An 18,501-nucleotide genomic window follows, 5' to 3' on the forward strand; every position below is an offset into this window, starting at 1 on the left:
GCGAACTTTTTGTTTTTAACCAATTTTTATTTAGTATGAGGAAATTTCATTTACCGTTATTGATCTTTTTATTTATGATGGCTGCGGCTTGTAATAGTGATAAAAAGGATGACAAGGCTTCCAAGAATCACACTGATGAGGCCGGCTTTAATTACGTGACCTACAAGAACGATCCCACAGGATTACGTCTTTACACACTAGACAATGGTCTCAAGGTTTATTTGAGCCAGAATGAGGAAGAACCAAAAATTCAAACGCTTATTGCCGTGAGAGCAGGTTCTACTTACGACCCTGCGGATAATACCGGACTTGCACATTATTTAGAGCATATGGTTTTTAAAGGGACCAGCGAAATAGGAACCCAGGATTGGGAAAAAGAAAAGGTCTTATTAAAAGAGATATCAAATCTATATGAAGAACACAAAAAAACTTCCAACCCGGAAGAAAAGAAAAATATCTATCGTAAAATAGATTCTGTTTCACAGGAAGCTTCTAAATTATCTATAGCAAACGAATATGATAAAATGGTTAGTTCCCTTGGTTCTGAAGGTACAAATGCCTTTACCTCCAGTGAACAAACTGTTTATGTCAATAAAATTCCTTCCAATGAGCTTGATCGTTGGCTAACTGTGGAAAGCGAACGATTTAGCGAATTGGTATTGAGATTATTTCATACAGAATTAGAAGCTGTTTATGAGGAATTTAACCGAGGACAGGATAGTGATGGACGTAAGCAGTATCAAGCAATATTAGAAGGTCTTTATCCAAATCATCCTTATGGCACTCAAACCACCATTGGGAAATCGGAGCATTTAAAAAACCCATCTATGGAGGCCATACACGATTATTTCAACACCTATTATGTACCCAATAATATGGCGGTAATTTTATCCGGAGATCTGGATTTTGATACTACCATTAAAAAAGTAAATGATGCTTTTGGAGGTTATAAGCAAAAAGAAGTGATCCACCCTTCTTTTCCCGAGGCAGAACCTATTACGGCTCCAGTAGAAAAAGAAGTATTTGGACCAACATCCGAATCTGTTTACCTGGCCTATAGGACAAAAGGTGTAGGTAGTGAAGACCAAAAGAAAGTGATTTTAATTGACTATATTCTGGCCAATTCACAAGCAGGATTAATAGACTTAAACCTTAATCAGCAGCAAAAAGTACAAAGAGCTTCATCTTTTACCAATTTTGATAACGATTACGGTTTTCATATGCTTTATGGAATGCCTAAAGCAGACCAGTCCTTAGAAGAAGTAAAAGACCTGTTGATTGCAGAGGTAGAAAAAATAAAGAGCGGAGCGTTTGAAGACTGGCTTATTAAGGCGGTTATAAACGACCTGAAATTATCACAAATCCGTCAATATGAAAATGCCTCCGCAGTAGCTTATGCCCATTTAGATGCATTTATCCATTTTCAGGATTGGGAAGAAAATCTTAAATTTTTAGATGAACTCAGTACAATCTCAAAACAGGAATTGGTAGATTTCGCTAATGCTCATTATAAAGATAATTACGTAGCGGTATATAAGCGCAAAGGTGAGGATCCAAATATTACTAAAGTAGAAAATCCTGGAATTACTCCAATTCAGTTAAACAGGGACAAAGAATCGGATTTTATAGTTGAATTCAATAAAACCGAATCTCCGGCATTGCAACCACAATTAATAGATTATAAGGAAGCAATAAGAGAATCTGAAACAAAAAGCGGTCTTCCCATTTCATATATTTCAAATGAGACAAACGATCTTTTTAATCTTTACTTCATTTTTGATATGGGTCAGGATAATGATAAGGAGTTAGCCCTGGCATCAGGCTATCTTGATTATCTGGGAACTGATAAATATTCTCCAGAGGAAGTAAAACAGGAATTCTATAAACTTGGGATTAATTATTTTATTAGTTCAGGAACCGACAGAACTTACGTTGGTTTAAGCGGATTAAAAGAAAATCTTCCAGAGGGAATGAAACTCTTAAACCATCTTTGGGAGAATGCGACAGTCAATGAAGAAGCTTACGGGAAATACGTAAAACAAATACTGAAATCTCGTCAGGATGGTAAAACCCAGAAGGGCAATATACTGTTTAACGGTTTAATGAATTATGGCAAATACGGTGAAGATTCACGTTTAAGAAATGTCTATACTGCTTCAGAACTTCAGAAAAAAGATCCAGCCGAATTAGTTCAAAAACTAAAAGATTTACGAAATTATAAGCAACGTATTTTTTATTATGGCAAAGATCTAGAAAATGCCGTTACATCTTTGGATCAGAATTATAAGGTCCCTACTGTTTTAAAAGAATACCCTGAAGCTAAAACCTATACTGAAAAAGAAAACGGAGGCAATGTTTATTTTGTAGATTATGATATGGTCCAAAGTGAAATGTTGTTTTTGGCTAAAGGGCAAAATTTTGATCCAAAAAATATGGCGGCAACTTCGCTTTTCAACACTTATTTCGGTAGTGGACTTTCTTCTATAGTCTTTCAGGAAATTAGAGAATCCAAATCCCTGGCATACTCTGCTTATTCCAGTTATCAAATGGCTTCGGAGGTTAATAAGCCTAATTATGTTATGGCTTATATAGGTACACAGGCTAATAAAATGCCACAGGCCGTTGAAGCCATGATGGAGTTAATGACTAATATGCCGGAAGCCGAAGAGCAATTTCAAGCGGCTAAAGAAGCTGCCCTAAAACAGATTGCTGCAGAACGAATTACGAAAACTTCAATTTTCTGGAACTATGAGTCTTTGAAGAAAAGAGGTTTAGAAAAAGATATGCGTAAAGAAATGTACGAAACTATTCAGGATATGAGCCTGGCTGATTTAAAGACTTTTTTTAATGAAAACATTAAAGGAGAAAATTATGATGTTATGGTAATTGGAAATAGGAATGAGGTAGATATGAATGCACTAGCTAAACTTGGGGAAGTACAGGAGATGGATATTGATTTCTTATTCAATTATGAAAAACAGGTACCTGCTGCTCAGGTGCAAATGTAATAGCCAATTTGATAATTAAAAAACTCCTGAAATTTCAGGAGTTTTTTAATCCCCTAAGTTTAGTATTATTATATTTGATTTATATTAAAAAATAAGCCAAAAATGAAATTATTAGAAGGAAAAAATGCTATAATAACCGGTGGAAGCCGCGGAATAGGAAAAGGTATAGCAAAAGTCTTTGCTCGGCACGGAGCAAACGTTGCTTTTACCTATAATTCTTCTGCTGAATCTGCAAACGACCTAGCTGATGAATTGCGTAAATTAGGAATAAAAGCTAAAGCCTATAAATCTAACGCTGCAAGCTATGCCGAAGCGGATCAATTGGTGAAAGATGTATCAGAAGATTTTGGAAGAATTGATATTTTAATAAATAACGCTGGCATTACTAAGGATAACTTATTAATGCGAATGAGTGAAGAAGATTTTGATAAGGTCATTGAAGTAAACCTGAAATCTATCTTTAATATGACTAAAGCAGTACAGCGTACTATGTTGAAGCAGCGAAAAGGCAGTATTATTAATATGAGTTCGGTAGTTGGTGTGACTGGTAACGCCGGACAGGCTAATTATGCAGCTTCGAAGGCAGGAATTATCGGATTTTCCAAATCAATGGCGCAGGAACTTGGTTCTCGAAATATTAGAACAAATGTAATCGCTCCAGGGTTTATTGAAACCGAAATGACCGAGAAGCTCGATGGAAAAGTGGTAGAGGGTTGGAGACAGGCAATACCTTTAAAACGTGGCGGTGCTCCAGAAGATATTGCAAATGCCTGTGTTTTTCTTGGAAGTGATCTCAGCTCTTACATCACGGGACAGGTATTGCACGTGGATGGTGGCATGCACACCTAATAAAGTAAAGAGGTAATTAGTTATTGGTTAAAAGATAATTACTTTTATTTCTATTTTCCATACATGAATCTAACCAACACCATACTTATAACCCTAGCCATTGTAATCGCGCTGGGGTTCGCTTTTTTTCAATACCTTTTTAAAAAGCACATTAAAAATAGGGAAACGTATGTGTTTTTTGCATTACGGTTTCTTTCCGTATTTATACTGCTTTTATTACTAATCAATCCAAAAATAACATCAACAACTTACGAGCTAGAAAAAACCAATTTAATACTGGCAGTCGATGATTCGGAGTCTATTTCCCATTTACAACAGCAGGATACCGTTAGGAAGCTATTAAAAGATTTGAAATCCAATAAAGATCTTCACGAGCGATTTGATTTGGTTCAATATAATTTCGGGAATGGCCTTTTAAATTCAAACCATCCAAAATTTGAAGCTCCCCAGACAAATATTTTTGCTGCCCTGGAGTCAGTGGAAAAAATATCAAGAAAAAAACAGACTGCAGTAATTCTTATTTCTGATGGCAACCAAAGCACCGGTAGGGATTTTCGCTATTTTATGCCCAGAAGTAATCAGGAAATTTATCCTCTTGTAATTGGGGATACTACTCAATATTCAGATGTAGAAATATCACAATTAAATGTAAATACCTATGCATTTTTAAATAACCGTTTTCCCGTGGAAACCTTTGTTTCCTATTCAGGGGAAAAAGAGGTGAAATCAACGTTTGTAATTAAATCGGGAAAAAGTATAATTTTTTCTGAACAACTTACACTTAGTTCTGAAATAAATTCTGCGGTCATTCGAGCTGAACTTCCGGCCTCCAGGCTCGGCGTTCTTTCATATGAGGCTGAAATTATTCCCTTAGCTATTGAGAAAAATATAGAAAATAATACTAAAAAGTTTGCGGTAGAAGTAATTGATGAACGCAGTAAGATCTTATTGATAAGCTCAATCCCCCATCCTGACCTTGGAACTTTTAAGAAGTCGATAGAAAGTAATAAACAAAGGCAACTTGATATAAAATATCTTACGGATGACTTATCTGATTTAAAAGATTATCAATTGGTAATAGTATACCAACCAACTTCGGGATTTGCTCATGTTTTTGATGAATTAAAAGATAACAATCAAAATTATCTGCTGGTTACCGGAACTAAAACCGATTGGAATTTTGTTAATGGAATCCAGGATTTCGTTAATAAAGATTTCGTTAATCAAAGCCAGGAAATTTTCGCACGTCAAAACCTTAACTTTAAACAATTTCAATTTGAGAAGGTTGGTTTTTCCCGGTTTCCTCCCCTAGAAGATAAATTTGGCAAAATTAAGGTCCTTAGCAATAATCTTGAAAGTATCTACTTTCAGAAAATTGAAAACGTAGAAACTATCCAACCTTTAGTTGCGGTGCAAGGTAGCGCAGGGAATAAAAAAGGATTTATTTTTGGCGAAAATATTTGGAGGTGGCGTTCCACCACTTATTTAGAGAATGAAACCTTTGAAAAATTCGATAATTTTATAGGAAAGCTCGTCCAAAACCTGGTCTCTGCAAATCAAAGGGAGCGCTTAACGGTAGATTATAATTCCTTCTATTACGAAAATGAACCAGTTGAGATCTCCGCTAATTTTTTTGATCAAAATTATCAGTTTGATCCAAATGCAGATCTAAATATTACGGTGGAAAATACAGACAAGACCATGGAATCACAACTAATATTGAAGAATAATGGCTATATGGTAAACCTGGGAAATTTAACTCCGGCCACTTATAACTTTAAGATTACGGAAAAAGCTTCCCAAATCTCTCGCTCTGGAAGTTTTGAGGTTATTGATCATAATATCGAGCAACAGTTTATATCGGCTAATAAAAATGCAATGGAAGCTCTAGCCAGAAATTCTGGTACCAAAGCTTATTATAATGGCCAGGTTACGAATCTTGTTCATACACTTTTAAATAATGATAAATACAAACCAGTTCAAAAAAGCCATGAAAAAACAGTACCTTTGATAGATTGGTACTATCTACTCTTTCTGCTTATTATTATCCTCTCCGCAGAATGGTTTTTCAGAAAATACAAAGGATTAATTTAAATATAATTATATAGATGGAAAGATTACCCAAATTTGGAATTCCTATCGTCATAGGAATCGTGCTTTTAATAATTTTTATCGCTAAGTCTACCGTTACCATTGATTCTGGTAAAGCCGGTGTGCTCTACAAAACATTTTCGGGCGGTGTAGTTACCGATGAACCTCCTCTCAATGAAGGTTTTCATATTGTAGCGCCCTGGAACAAGGTTTTTGTATATGAAGTAAGACAACAATCTTTAGAAGAAAAAATGCAGGTATTAAGTTCTAACGGACTTGAGATTAAACTTGATGCATCGACTTGGTTCCAGCCTTCTTACAAAGATCTTGGAAAACTCCACCGTGAGAAAGGAGAGGAATATATTCAACGATTACTGCAACCGGCTGTGAGGTCTGCTGCAAGAGCGGTGGTTGGAAGGTATGATCCGGAGCAATTATATGCAAGTAAGCGGGAAGCCATTCAGAATGAAATTCTAGAAGAAACCCAAAAATTGCTTGAAGACCAATACGTTCAAGTAAATGAAGTTTTGGTAAGGGATGTTTCTCTACCTGATAATATTAAGGAAGCTATAGAGCGTAAACTGCGCCAGGAACAGGAATCTTTGGAGTATGAGTTTAGATTGACCAAAGCCACTCAAGAAGCCGAACGCCAACGTATTGATGCCGAGGGTAAAGCTCGTGCCAATGAGATTTTAAATGCTTCTTTAACTCCTAATATTTTAAAGGAAAAAGGAATTCAGGCAACCCTTGAACTGGCTAAATCCAACAATGCAAAAACAGTTGTTATAGGTTCAGGTGAGGGGGGATTACCTCTGATTTTAGGTGGTTCAAATTAAACTGAATATGAAATCAATTTTATTGCACATAGTAAAGCTTTTTGTTTTTTTAGGAAGTATTGGACTTTTAGCACAAACTGCTTCTGTAAATAATTCAGGAACACTTGAACAAGGAAAACCAGAAGCAGTTGGAATGTCTACTGAAAGAATTCAGAAGATTGAATCCATGCTAAAATCTGCTATTGAAAAAGAGCAAATTCCCGGAGCTGTAGCTTTAATAGCACGTGATGGAAAGATTATTTTACATAAAGCCTATGGTAAAGCCAATGCCTCAGGAAAAGAACTTGAAAAAGATGCCATTTTTAGACTTGCTTCTCAAACAAAAGCGATTACTGCAACGGCAGTGATGATGCTTTGGGAAGAGGGAAAATTTCGCTTAGATGAGCCTATTTCAAAATATATTCCTGAGTTTAAAGATCCTGAGATTTTAGTGACTTTCAGGGAAAAAGACAGTAGTTACGATGCTATTCCTGCTAAAAATGAAATTACTATTAGGCAATTGCTTACCCATACTTCAGGACTTGGATATGGAATGATAGATAGCGATGAACGCATTAAAAAAATTTACGCCAAAGCCGGTGTAACCGAATTGTTTACTACCAAAGATTTAACCATTGAAGAAACAGTAAAGAAATTAGCAACTTTACCATTACATCACGAACCAGGTGAAAAATTCACCTATAGTTTAGGTTTAGATGTGTTAGGGTATTTTGTTGAAGTGATTTCCGGACAGGACTTCGATGATTTTTTAAAGGAAAGGATTTTTAATCCATTGCAAATGGATGACACCAGATTTTATCAACCCAAGGTAAATTGGGAGCGATTGGTGGCAGTCCAGCACAAAGAGGATGGGGATTGGGAAAATTTCCCCGATACATTTTACCAGACTAATTATCCAATTAAAGGAGCCCAAACTTTTTTCTCTGGTGGCGCCGGACTTTCTGGAACAGCAAAGGATTATGCCAAATTTCTGCAGATGTATCTCAATGGCGGAGAATATAATGGTACAAGATTATTAAGTCGAAAAACCGTAGATATCATTTTAGGTAACCATACCGGTGAAAAATTTAATTTTCCTAATCAGTATTATGGTCTTGCCTTTGGCGTAGTTAGCCAATCAGGTGAGGTTGCTGGAGGCCAGGGTAGTGCAGGTACTTTCGATTGGGGAGGTTATTTTAATACGCAATATTTCGCCGATCCGAAGGAGCAATTAATAGGAATTTTGCTTAAGCAAACACAGGGTAATTCTGGAGATGAAACCGGGTGGAAGTTCAGGCAAATGCTCTTTAGTGCTATTGATGACTAAAATGGTAGCTACGTCCTGGGGGTGAAAATTATTTTCATATCATATATTTTAATAAAACAACTCATAATAAATTAAAAACCTGTTTTACAGTTAAAAATTTATATTTAGATTTGTAATCACAATGAAGACATTTCAATTACATCACCACCATCATTACAACTACGCTCAGGCGAGGTAAATTTGGTGTGTTGTAATTTTCAGCATATTTTAAGACCCGTTTGAGCTATTCAAACGGGTCTTTTTATTTTATAATTATAATATCAATACCAGATAGGTTAAAATAAATATTTAAAATGAGTCAGGAAAAATTAAGAATTGCTATTCAAAAATCAGGTCGGTTAAACGAAGATTCGCTGAAAATATTAAAAGATGCAGGAATCTCTATAGATAACGGAAAGGAGCAACTTAAGGCTTCCTCCCGAAATTTTCCGTTGGAAGTTATGTATCTTAGAAATGGTGATATTCCACAGTATTTACGTGATGGCGTTGTAGATGTGGCTATTATTGGTGAGAACGTGCTAATTGAAAAAGGAAAAGATATCATCCAGGGTGAAAAGCTTGGTTTTTCAAAATGTCGTGTTTCACTGGCCGTACCAAAATCAATGAAATATACGGGAATTAGTGACCTTAATGGCAAAAAGATCGCTACTTCTTACCCAAATACGGTAAATGAATTTTTGGATAAAAAGGGCATTAGTGCTGAACTGCATATTATAAACGGTTCGGTTGAGATTGCACCAAATATAGGTCTGGCAGATGCCATATGTGATATAGTTTCCAGTGGTAGCACTTTATTTAAAAACGGATTAAAAGAAGTAGAAGTAATGCTCAAAAGTGAAGCAGTACTTGCTGTTTCACCAAAAATATCAGGGGCTCGGCAAGAAATATTGGAAAAATTACAGTTCAGACTTAAATCCGTTTTAAACGCAAGGACTTCAAAATACATTTTATTAAATGCTCCAAATGAAAATCTTGAGAACATTATTAAATTACTACCTGGAATGCGCAGCCCTACCGTGTTACCTCTGGCAGAAGAAGGTTGGAGTTCAATTCATACCGTAATTAACGAAGAACGATTTTGGGAAGTAATAGACGAATTAAAACAAAATGGCGCAGAAGGTATTCTGGTAGCGCCAATTGAAAAAATGGTACTTTAAAATGAATAAATTTGATAATCCAAGGCCGGAAGAATGGCCAGAAATTCTAAAAAGACCAACCCAAACATTAGAAGATATTAAAGAAACGGTAAACCAGGTTTTTACTGAAGTAAAAGCAAAAGGAAACAAAGCTGTTTCAAAATACACTGAACTTTTTGATGGTATAAGTCTTGATAATATACGAGTCTCTAAGACAGAGGTAAATGCAGCTGAAGAAAAAATTTCAGATGAATTAAAGCAGGCCATTCACCTGGCCAAAATTAATATTGAAAAATTCCATGCTGCCCAAAAAACAGAGAAAATTGAGGTAGAGACCTCAAGTGGTGTAAATTGCTGGCAGGAAAAAAGAGCCATCCAAAAAGTTGGCTTGTATATTCCAGGAGGTAGTGCTCCTTTGTTTTCCACTATTTTAATGTTAGCCGTTCCTGCAAATATAGCAGGGTGTGATGAAATTGTGCTGTGTACGCCTCCAGATGTAAAAGGTAATGTTCACCCGGCAATCCTATACACTGCGGGATTATGCGGAGTCACAAAAATTTTCAAAATTGGTGGAATTCAAGCCATTGCTGCCCTGACCTTTGGTACCGAAAATGTTCCCAAAGTGTATAAAATCTTTGGTCCCGGTAATCAATTTGTAACTGTCGCTAAACAACTGGCTACGGGACATAATGTAGCTATAGATATGCCAGCTGGACCATCAGAATTATTGGTTTACGCTGATGATTCAGCTAATGCCGCCTTTGTTGCATCCGATCTATTAAGCCAGGCTGAGCACGGAGTTGATAGTCAGGTAATTTTAGTATCAAATTCAAAGGAACTCATAGCTAGCGTGGAAGCTGAATTGGAAAATCAATTAAAAGTCCTACCTCGAAAAAGCATTGCTGAGAAAGCTATTGCTCATTCCAGATTAATTTTTATTGATAATCAGGAGGATGCTTTAAAATTAATTAATGAATACGGACCTGAACATTTCATTATTTGTGCAGAAAATGAGGATTTTTATACCAGTGGTATACAAAATGCTGGCTCAGTATTTATTGGCAACTACACTCCGGAAAGTGCTGGAGACTATGCTTCCGGAACCAATCATACGCTACCGACAAATGGCTATGCCAAACAATATAGTGGAGTGAATCTGGATAGTTTTATGAAGAGTATGACCTTTCAAAAAATATCAGAAAATGGAATACGGGAAATAGGTCCGGCTATTGAATTTATGGCAGAAGCAGAAGGATTACACGCTCACAAAAATGCTGTGAGTTTACGTTTAAAGGAATTAAAAACCAAATAAACAAAGTGCCTATTTGGACATTACTTTTAGTTCTCAAGCTCGGTTTAATGACAGTTTTAAGAGGTATTGCCTTCCAAAGCACGAACCGGAAAACAGATTTATGAGAAGAAAAAATAAGATTCAGGTAGCCTTTATAGAAGAATGAAAGATTTCAATATTAAAAAACTTATTCGGCTTAATATAGCTGGTTTAAAACCTTATTCATCGGCCAGGGATGAATATCAGGCTACGGGTTCTGAAATGGTTTTTCTTGATGCAAATGAGAATCCATTTCAAACTGATGTTAACCGATATCCCGATCCACAGCAGCGCAACCTCAAGATTGAATTAGCAAAGCTAAAAAATGTTCCGGCCAAAAATATTTTACTTGGCAACGGTAGTGATGAAGTTCTGGACTTATTGTTTAGAGCATTTTGTGAACCTGGAAAGGATAATATTATCACCTTACCGCCAACTTATGGGATGTATAAAGTACTGGCCAATATTAACAATATAGAAAACAGAGAAATCTTACTGAATTCAGATTTTGAACCTAATGTCCAAGAAATTTTAAATTCGGTGGATCAGGACTCAAAGATCATTTTCCTGTGTTCTCCAAATAACCCGACAGGGAATTCTTTTTCAGAAAATAGTGTGATAGAAATTCTTTTGAATTTCAAGGGACTGGTAATTATTGATGAAGCATATATCGATTTTTCCGCAAAGGAAAGTTGGTTAAAAAGGTTAGGGGAATTTCCTAATCTTGTAATAACTCAAACGCTCTCGAAAGCCTTCGGAATGGCTGGAATTAGGCTGGGGATTTGTTATGCCTCCTCTGGGATAATAGAGATTCTAAACAAAATAAAGCCCCCTTACAACGTGAACGAATTAACCCAGGTCAGGGCACTTAATCGTGTACTGGATATCGAAAATGTAAATTCGGAAGTCGCTGAATTACTAAAGGAGAGGAAGCATTTAAAAAAGGCTTTAATTAAAGTGAAATTTATTACATATATATATCCTTCAGATGCTAATTTTATCCTGGTAAAAGTGGATGATGCTAATAAAAGATACCAGCAGTTACTTCAAAAAGGGATAGTAATCAGAAATAGAACTAGTCAACCCAGGTGCGAAAATACATTGCGCCTTACAGTTGGTACTGCTCAGGAGAATCAGAAATTAATAGAGGCTTTAAAAAGTATATAATAAGGATTTTCGCATACGCGGAATTGAGTAAGAATGAATTATGAAAAAAGTTTTATTTATAGATCGTGATGGAACATTAATCCATGAGCCCGAAGATTATCAGGTAGATAGCATTGAAAAGTTGGAATTCTATCCGGGGGCATTGTTCTATCTTAAGAAAATTGCAACTGAACTGGATTATGAACTCGTTATGGTCACCAATCAGGATGGATTGGGCACCGAGTCATATCCTGAAGAAAAATTCTGGCCTATTCAAAATTTTATATTACAAACTTTTAAAAATGAAGGGGTCGTATTTAATGAAATTTTGATGGATCGTACTTTTGCAAAGGAAAATTCCCAAACCCGAAAGCCTAACACCGGGTTATTAGAGAAAAAATATCTGAACAATGAAAAGGAATATGATCTAAAACAATCCTTTATGATCGGTGACCGTCTTACAGATATTGAATTTGCATATAATTTTGGTGGTAAGGGGATATTTATCGATACTCATGAGGATTTAGCTACTGATGAAGTCAAGAACGATCCAATAGAGCTTGAAGAAACCATTGTTCTAAAAACAGGTAGCTGGAAAAAGATTTATGAATTCCTAAAGTTAAATGACAGAACGTCTGAAATTTCAAGGAAAACCAATGAAACCGATATTTATATCTGGTTGAATCTAGATGGTACCGGTAGATCTGAAATAAGTACGGGAATTGCATTTTTTGATCATATGCTTGATCAAATCGCCCGTCATGGCCAAATGGATCTTACCGTGAGCGTTAGTGGGGATTTGGAAGTAGATGAACACCATACCATAGAAGACACAGCAATTGCCCTGGGGGAAGTATTTAGTAAAGCTTTAGGAAACAAACTGGGAATAGAACGTTACGGTTTTTGTCTTCCGATGGATGACTGCCTGTCACAGGTGGCTATTGATTTTGGAGGCAGAAACTGGATTGTTTGGGAAACTGAATTTAATCGTGAAATGGTAGGTAAAATGCCTACAGAGATGTTCTATCATTTCTTCAAATCTTTTACCGATGGTGCAAAGGCTAACCTAAATGTAAAAGCCGAAGGCCAGAATGAACATCACAAGATCGAAGCGATCTTTAAGGCCTTTGCTAAAGCTATTAAAATGGCAGTAAAGCGGGACACTGAGAAAATGATTCTGCCTTCTACAAAAGGCATGTTATAAATCTGAAGTTAGAAGAATATACTTCTGACTTACAACACTATATAAATTGAAAATAGTTATAATTGATTACGGTGCAGGAAACATCCAGAGTATAAAATTCGCAATCGAGCGCCTGGGATATACTGCAATTTTAAGCCGAGATGCGGATGAGATAAAATCGGCCAACAAAGTTATTTTTCCCGGGGTAGGAGAGGCAAGCAGTGCGATGAGAATGCTTAAGTCAGCTGGTTTGGATAAGGTGATTCCGGCTTTAGAACAGCCGGTATTAGGAATTTGCCTTGGAATGCAATTAATGTGTACATATTGCGAAGAAGGTGATACTGAAGGACTTGGTATTTTTCACGCTAGGGTGGTGAAATTCAGTAATCAACTTAAAGTTCCACAAATTGGTTGGAACCGTATTCACGATTTAAAATCAGATTTATTTAAAGGAATATCAGAAGGGGAGTTCGTATACCTGGTGCATAGTTATTATGTAAAGGAATGTGAAGAAACTATCGCTTCTACCGAATATGGAGTAGAATATACTTCCGGTATTCAGAAAGATAATTTCTATGGTCTTCAGTTTCATCCTGAAAAAAGCAGTGACGCAGGAGAAAAAATTCTTGAAAACTTTCTGAAGGTTTAAGTTCATACAAGCTATCGATCAATAGACTAACTAAAATAAAGAAATGAGAATAATTCCAGCTATAGACATAATTGAAGGTAAATGTGTTCGTCTTTCAAAAGGCGATTATAATACCAAAAAAATATATAATGAGCATCCTCTGGAAGTAGCTAAAAATTTTGAAGCGCATGGAATTCAGTATTTACATTTAGTAGATTTAGATGGGGCAAAATCAAAACATATCGTCAACCATAAAATACTGGAAGAGATCGCTTCAAAAACCAGTTTAAAAATAGATTTTGGTGGAGGACTTAAAACTGATAAAGATCTAGAGATAGCTTTTGAGTGCGGTGCACACCAGGTTACCGGCGGCAGTATAGCTGTAAAGGATCCTGAAATTTTTATAGGATGGATTCAAAAATTCGGCCCGGAAAAAATAATTCTGGGTGCTGATGCTAATAAGGAGATGATCGCTGTGAGCGGCTGGCAGGAAGAATCCTCCAAAGAATTAATTCCTTTTATCCAGGAATATCAGCAGGAAGGTATCAAATTTGTGATTTGTACCGATATTTCTAAAGATGGTATGCTCCAGGGTCCCTCCTTTGAACTTTATCAAAGAATTTTATCGAAAACAGCTTCAGATGAGAAAAAAATGAATCTAATCGCTTCTGGAGGAATTTCAGAATTTGGAGAATTACCTAAACTGGCTGAGCTTGGATGTGAAGGAACTATAATTGGGAAAGCGATTTATGAAGGCCGAATACAATTAAAAGAACTAGAAAATTATATAATAGAAAGAAGTTAGTATTGCTTTCTTCTTTTCAATCCTGAAAAGATGCTTACAAAACGAATTATACCCTGCCTGGATATCAAAGACGGAAGAACTGTCAAGGGCGTGAATTTTATCGATTTGCGTGATGCCGGTGACCCTGTGGAACTTGCTGAGATCTACGCCAGGTCCGGTGCAGATGAACTTGTTTTTCTTGATATTTCTGCCACGGAAGAAAAACGAAAAACACTCGCGAATTTAGTGCGAAGAGTGGCTGAAAAAGTAAATATTCCTTTTACCGTTGGTGGCGGGATCTCCTCGGTGGAAGACGTGGATATTCTACTGAAAAATGGTGCAGATAAGGTTTCGATAAATTCATCGGCGGTGAAAAGGCCAGAATTAATCAATGAACTCGCAGCAAAGTTTGGTAGTCAGTGCATTACCGTGGCCATCGACGCCAAGCAGATAAAGGGTCAATGGATGGTGCATTTGGTTGGTGGCAAAGTACCAACTGAACTAAATTTATTTGAATGGGCTAAGGAAGTACAAGAACGCGGAGCAGGAGAGATCTTGTTTACCTCCATGAATAATGACGGAACAAAGGCCGGTTTTGCAAATGAAGCCCTGGCAGTATTATCTTCTAAATTGAATATTCCTATCATAGCATCTGGGGGAGCGGGCAATATGCAGCATTTTACTGATACCTTTATAAAAGGCAAAGCAGATGCCGCCCTGGCAGCAAGCGTATTTCATTTTAAAGAAATTGAGATTAAGGATTTAAAAGAAGAGCTTCGTCGAAATGGAGTAGAGGTTAGGCTTTAAACTGAAACAAGAATAGAATTAAAATAAAGAGAAGAGAAAAAATATGAATATAGATTTTAACAAAAATAAAGACGGCTTGGTCCCCGTGATTATTCAGGATGTTTCCACTAAAAATGTGTTGATGTTGGGATATATGAATGAGGAGGCATTTTTGAAAACCAATGATACTAAAAAAGTAACATTTTTCAGCAGGTCTAAAAACCGCTTGTGGACCAAAGGTGAGGAAAGTGGTAATTATTTGCATTTGGTTAATATCAAAAATGATTGTGATAATGATGCGTTGTTAATTTCGGTTCATCCAGAAGGTCCAACCTGTCATAAAGGAACCGATACCTGCTGGGGCGAAGAAAACGAACCTACTTTCGGATTTCTTTCAAAACTGGAAGGCATTATAGCGAAAAGGAAGCGAATGAGTGAGGTTGAGCCTGAACTACGTGAAGATAAAAACAGTTATGTTGTTTCACTTTTTGATTCAGGGATCAATAAAATAGCCCAGAAAGTAGGAGAGGAGGCCGTAGAAACGGTTATTGAAGCTAAGGATGATAATGCGGAATTGTTTCTAAATGAAAGTGCAGATTTGCTTTTTCATTATCTTATTTTACTAAAAGCTAAAGGATATTCTTTAAAAGATATTAGCAGGGTCCTGGAAAAAAGACATTAAAAAATCCGACCGGTATAAAAACATAAGGGTCGGATTTTTTTGGATTTTTTTAATAAGAGCTAAATATTTTCGGCCGCAAAACTTGCCACGGCATGGTCGTTATCTACGCTACTGCCAGAAATTCCAACTGCGCCTATAATTTCACCATCTTTATTCTTTAAAGGGATTCCGCCGGGAAATGTTATAAGTCCGTCGTTAGAATGTTCAATATTATAAAGTGGTCCTCCGGGTTGAGCTAATTTTCCTATTTCTCCGGTATTCATATCAAAATATCTAGCAGTTTTTGCCTTTTTAATGGCAATATCTACCGATCCCAACCAAGCGCCATCCATCCTGGCAAAGGCCATAAGATTTGCTCCAGAGTCTATTACCGCAATGTTCATTTTCACATCCAGTTCTTTCGATTTCTTTTCCGCGGCAGAAATAATTTTTTGTGCCTGTGATAAGGTAATATTCATGATTTACAGTTTTTTTAATTAAACCTAAATTATGGCATATTATAATCAACACAATGATTTTAAGAGGAATATAACTAAAGTTTAATCCTTGTTTCTAACGTAAATTAATTTGAATTTGCTGTTTTGATTGGTGCGAGATTCAATTTCAAATTTATCAATAGAATGAATCATGGGAGTTAATTTTTGAAACCCATAATTACGGGAATCAAAATTAGGTTGTTTTTTCTGAAGCAAGCTACCAACATCCCCTAGGAATGCCCATCCATCTTCATCTGCGACATCTGAAATAGTTTGGGAAATAAGTCGAACGACCTTTGGGGTAATTTTATCAACGTTTTTCTTTTTGTTACTTTTACCACCTTTTTCCGCACTTGGATCACTGTCCTTATCAGAATTTTTCAAGATTTCAATATAGATAAATCGGTCGCAGGCTACAATAAAAGGTTCTGGAGTTTTCTTCTCCCCGATTCCAATTACATTTTTTCCGGCTTCGCGAAGTCTGGTCGCCAGTCTTGTGAAATCACTATCACTGGATACCAGACAAAAACCATCTACTTTGTCTGAATATAAAATATCCATCGCATCGATGATCATAGCAGAATCCGTGGCATTTTTTCCCTGGGTGTAACCATATTGCTGAATTGGATTTATGGCATTTTCCAGCAAAACATTTTTCCATTTAACTAAATGAGGTTTTGTCCAGTCTCCATAAATTCGTTTAATGGTAGGATTTCCATATTTGGCAATTTCTTCCATCATTTCTTTTATATAGGCAGATGGAATATTATCTCCATCAATTAATACCGCAAGGTTTGTATCCATAAGTTTTTAAGTTTTAGTAAAGATACTTTTTTTGCATAAAAAAGACGGCTATAAGCCGTCCTTTTCCCTATTTTAATAATAAATGGAATTATTAGTTAAACCTGTATAGTGCATTCATTTTTGATTGCTTTTCAGGCATTTGTGCTTTCGGGATTAGAAATACCTCTCCTCCCTGTCGGAGAACTTCTTTTGCGGCCCAGTTCATCAGAGAATAATTTCCGGTTTTATGAGCATCATCTATGGTGACATTCATATTATCTTTATTGTAATTACCCCAAATTTCACTTCGGTTTTCAAGAAATAAGGTTTCAACTTTACCTTGTTGTATGGCCGGTAAAATATCGGTTACAGAAGTCCCGGTATTTTCAGTATTGTTCAGTTCCTCAAACTTTTTCATTTTATTTCGCATTGTTTTTTGCAAATAAGGTTCTAAAGTTTGTAACGCTTTTTCATGCAATCCAAACATATCTGTTTCTGATGGATTACCCGGTACAACATCTTCAAACAAATAATTGTAAGTATTTATGTCTTTATAAATTGGAAAAAGATAATCCTGAGTTGCAATGACAAGGGGAACTTTCTCTTTGTTTAAAATAGTATCTAAACCTTTATCTATTGCTCTAAAATATTTTAAGATTTCTTCCTTTCTTTCTTCTTCTCCGCCACTCCCATGGCCGTGAAAAATTGCTTTTTCACCACCTGCACCTTGTGTTCTAAAATCCAGATGCTTTTGTTTATAATCAAAACCTACCCGCTCCTCAAGTCGTGAAGGGGTGAGATCGTCTATATCCACTTTGCCAATACTGTATTTAGTAGCTTCATATAACACCACATCTTCCAGTTGAAGCGCTAGTAAATAGAATCGGCTGTCTTGGTTAAACATAGGCACCATCGGTTTTATGTAAAATTCTTCCGATATATACGTATGCGCTTCAAAATTTACCGGAAGCGTATATTTTTCAAAAAATCCCTTTGCAGAAAATATCGCAAGACCATCACTTTGGTTGCGCCAGAATGATTTATCATTAATTAAAGTTTCAATAGGTTTACCTATTTCGGATATTATATTTTCATCTAGTCCTTTTTCATTAAGTTGGTTTCTCACATCTTTCCATAGAGATTTGAGGTGGGTTTTATTCTTTCCCTCTAAAACATCTTTTCCTCCGCGCTGTGTAGGTATAAATATTGAAACGCAAGTTCTCTCCTGAATGTTCATTAGTTTTTCCAAATCCTTTTCATTTATTATACTCATAATATCATTTCATTTTTTGGTTAACGTACTATGGAATATAAGTTGATTTCAGCTGAATTCAATGAGGTTTAGCAGGGCTTTAACGCTAAAACTTTCTTAAGATGCTTGGTTGAACTTGTTCTCTTTTGCCTGGAATTCAGTTTAAAGAAGGAATTGAATATTATAGATCGAAAATACTGAACAAAATCAAAATTTCATTCAAAG

General features: G+C 36.1%; 15 protein-coding genes and 1 pseudogene. 13 read left to right on the top strand and 3 right to left on the bottom strand.

Annotated elements, in window-relative coordinates:
* Positions 1-35 precede the first annotated feature (35 nt).
* The 13 genes and pseudogenes from DET49_RS05470 to hisIE all read left to right on the top strand — a co-directional run.
* Positions 36-3,008, top strand: coding sequence for a M16 family metallopeptidase (locus DET49_RS05470; protein ID WP_133547094.1), 2,973 nt, complete (start codon positions 36-38; stop codon positions 3,006-3,008).
* Between the two features lie 102 nt (positions 3,009-3,110).
* Positions 3,111-3,857, top strand: a complete 747-nt coding sequence (gene fabG, locus DET49_RS05475; protein ID WP_133547095.1) for a 3-oxoacyl-[acyl-carrier-protein] reductase — start codon at positions 3,111-3,113, stop codon at positions 3,855-3,857.
* A gap of 63 nt (positions 3,858-3,920) precedes the next feature.
* Entirely contained in the window at positions 3,921-5,951 is a 2,031-nt protein-coding gene (locus DET49_RS05480) for a vWA domain-containing protein (protein WP_133547096.1), read from the top strand.
* 14 nt (positions 5,952-5,965) lie between these two features.
* Entirely contained in the window at positions 5,966-6,784 is an 819-nt protein-coding gene (locus DET49_RS05485) for a prohibitin family protein (protein WP_133547097.1), read from the top strand.
* A gap of 7 nt (positions 6,785-6,791) precedes the next feature.
* The gene (locus DET49_RS05490; RefSeq protein ID WP_133547098.1) at positions 6,792-8,090 is read left to right on the top strand and encodes a serine hydrolase domain-containing protein; all 1,299 of its coding nucleotides are present in this window, start codon (positions 6,792-6,794) and stop codon (positions 8,088-8,090) included.
* 293 nt (positions 8,091-8,383) lie between these two features.
* Positions 8,384-9,247, top strand: coding sequence for an ATP phosphoribosyltransferase (gene hisG, locus DET49_RS05495; protein ID WP_133547099.1), 864 nt, complete (start codon positions 8,384-8,386; stop codon positions 9,245-9,247).
* Position 9,248: 1 nt separating this feature from the next.
* Complete coding sequence (gene hisD / locus DET49_RS05500) at positions 9,249-10,538, top strand: histidinol dehydrogenase (protein ID WP_133547100.1); 1,290 nt, start codon at positions 9,249-9,251, stop codon at positions 10,536-10,538.
* A 141-nt stretch (positions 10,539-10,679) separates the two neighbouring features.
* The gene (gene hisC / locus DET49_RS05505; protein ID WP_133547101.1) at positions 10,680-11,723 is read left to right on the top strand and encodes a histidinol-phosphate transaminase; all 1,044 of its coding nucleotides are present in this window, start codon (positions 10,680-10,682) and stop codon (positions 11,721-11,723) included.
* A 40-nt stretch (positions 11,724-11,763) separates the two neighbouring features.
* Positions 11,764-12,906: a bifunctional histidinol-phosphatase/imidazoleglycerol-phosphate dehydratase HisB gene (gene hisB, locus DET49_RS05510; protein ID WP_133547102.1), complete on the top strand. Its 1,143-nt coding sequence runs from the start codon at positions 11,764-11,766 to the stop codon at positions 12,904-12,906.
* A 46-nt stretch (positions 12,907-12,952) separates the two neighbouring features.
* A complete protein-coding gene (hisH, locus tag DET49_RS05515; protein WP_133547103.1) occupies positions 12,953-13,534 on the top strand; it encodes an imidazole glycerol phosphate synthase subunit HisH in 582 nt (193 codons plus the stop codon).
* A gap of 43 nt (positions 13,535-13,577) precedes the next feature.
* The gene (gene hisA, locus DET49_RS05520) at positions 13,578-14,318 is read left to right on the top strand and encodes a 1-(5-phosphoribosyl)-5-[(5-phosphoribosylamino)methylideneamino]imidazole-4-carboxamide isomerase (RefSeq protein ID WP_133547104.1); all 741 of its coding nucleotides are present in this window, start codon (positions 13,578-13,580) and stop codon (positions 14,316-14,318) included.
* Positions 14,319-14,348: 30 nt separating this feature from the next.
* Positions 14,349-15,104 carry an imidazole glycerol phosphate synthase subunit HisF gene (gene hisF, locus DET49_RS05525; RefSeq protein WP_133547105.1) on the top strand — a complete coding sequence of 252 codons (756 nt, stop codon included), beginning with the start codon at positions 14,349-14,351 and terminating at the stop codon, positions 15,102-15,104.
* Positions 15,105-15,144: 40 nt separating this feature from the next.
* A pseudogene (gene hisIE / locus DET49_RS05530) lies at positions 15,145-15,765 on the top strand (bifunctional phosphoribosyl-AMP cyclohydrolase/phosphoribosyl-ATP diphosphatase HisIE); the annotation flags it as partial.
* Between the two features lie 59 nt (positions 15,766-15,824).
* Here hisIE and DET49_RS05535 read toward each other — a convergent pair.
* The 3 genes from DET49_RS05535 to DET49_RS05545 all read right to left on the bottom strand — a co-directional run bounded on the left by DET49_RS05535 (position 15,825) and on the right by DET49_RS05545 (position 18,297).
* Positions 15,825-16,223 (bottom strand): GlcG/HbpS family heme-binding protein, encoded by a 399-nt coding sequence (locus tag DET49_RS05535; RefSeq protein WP_133547107.1) that lies wholly within the window; start codon positions 16,221-16,223, stop codon positions 15,825-15,827.
* 81 nt (positions 16,224-16,304) lie between these two features.
* Entirely contained in the window at positions 16,305-17,045 is a 741-nt protein-coding gene (locus tag DET49_RS05540; protein ID WP_133547108.1) for an NYN domain-containing protein, read from the bottom strand.
* Between the two features lie 91 nt (positions 17,046-17,136).
* Positions 17,137-18,297 carry a hypothetical protein gene (locus tag DET49_RS05545; protein WP_133547109.1) on the bottom strand — a complete coding sequence of 387 codons (1,161 nt, stop codon included), beginning with the start codon at positions 18,295-18,297 and terminating at the stop codon, positions 17,137-17,139.
* Positions 18,298-18,501 lie beyond the last annotated feature (204 nt).

The organism is Salegentibacter sp. 24 (assembly GCF_004362395.1).
Lineage (GTDB): Bacteria > Bacteroidota > Bacteroidia > Flavobacteriales > Flavobacteriaceae > Salegentibacter.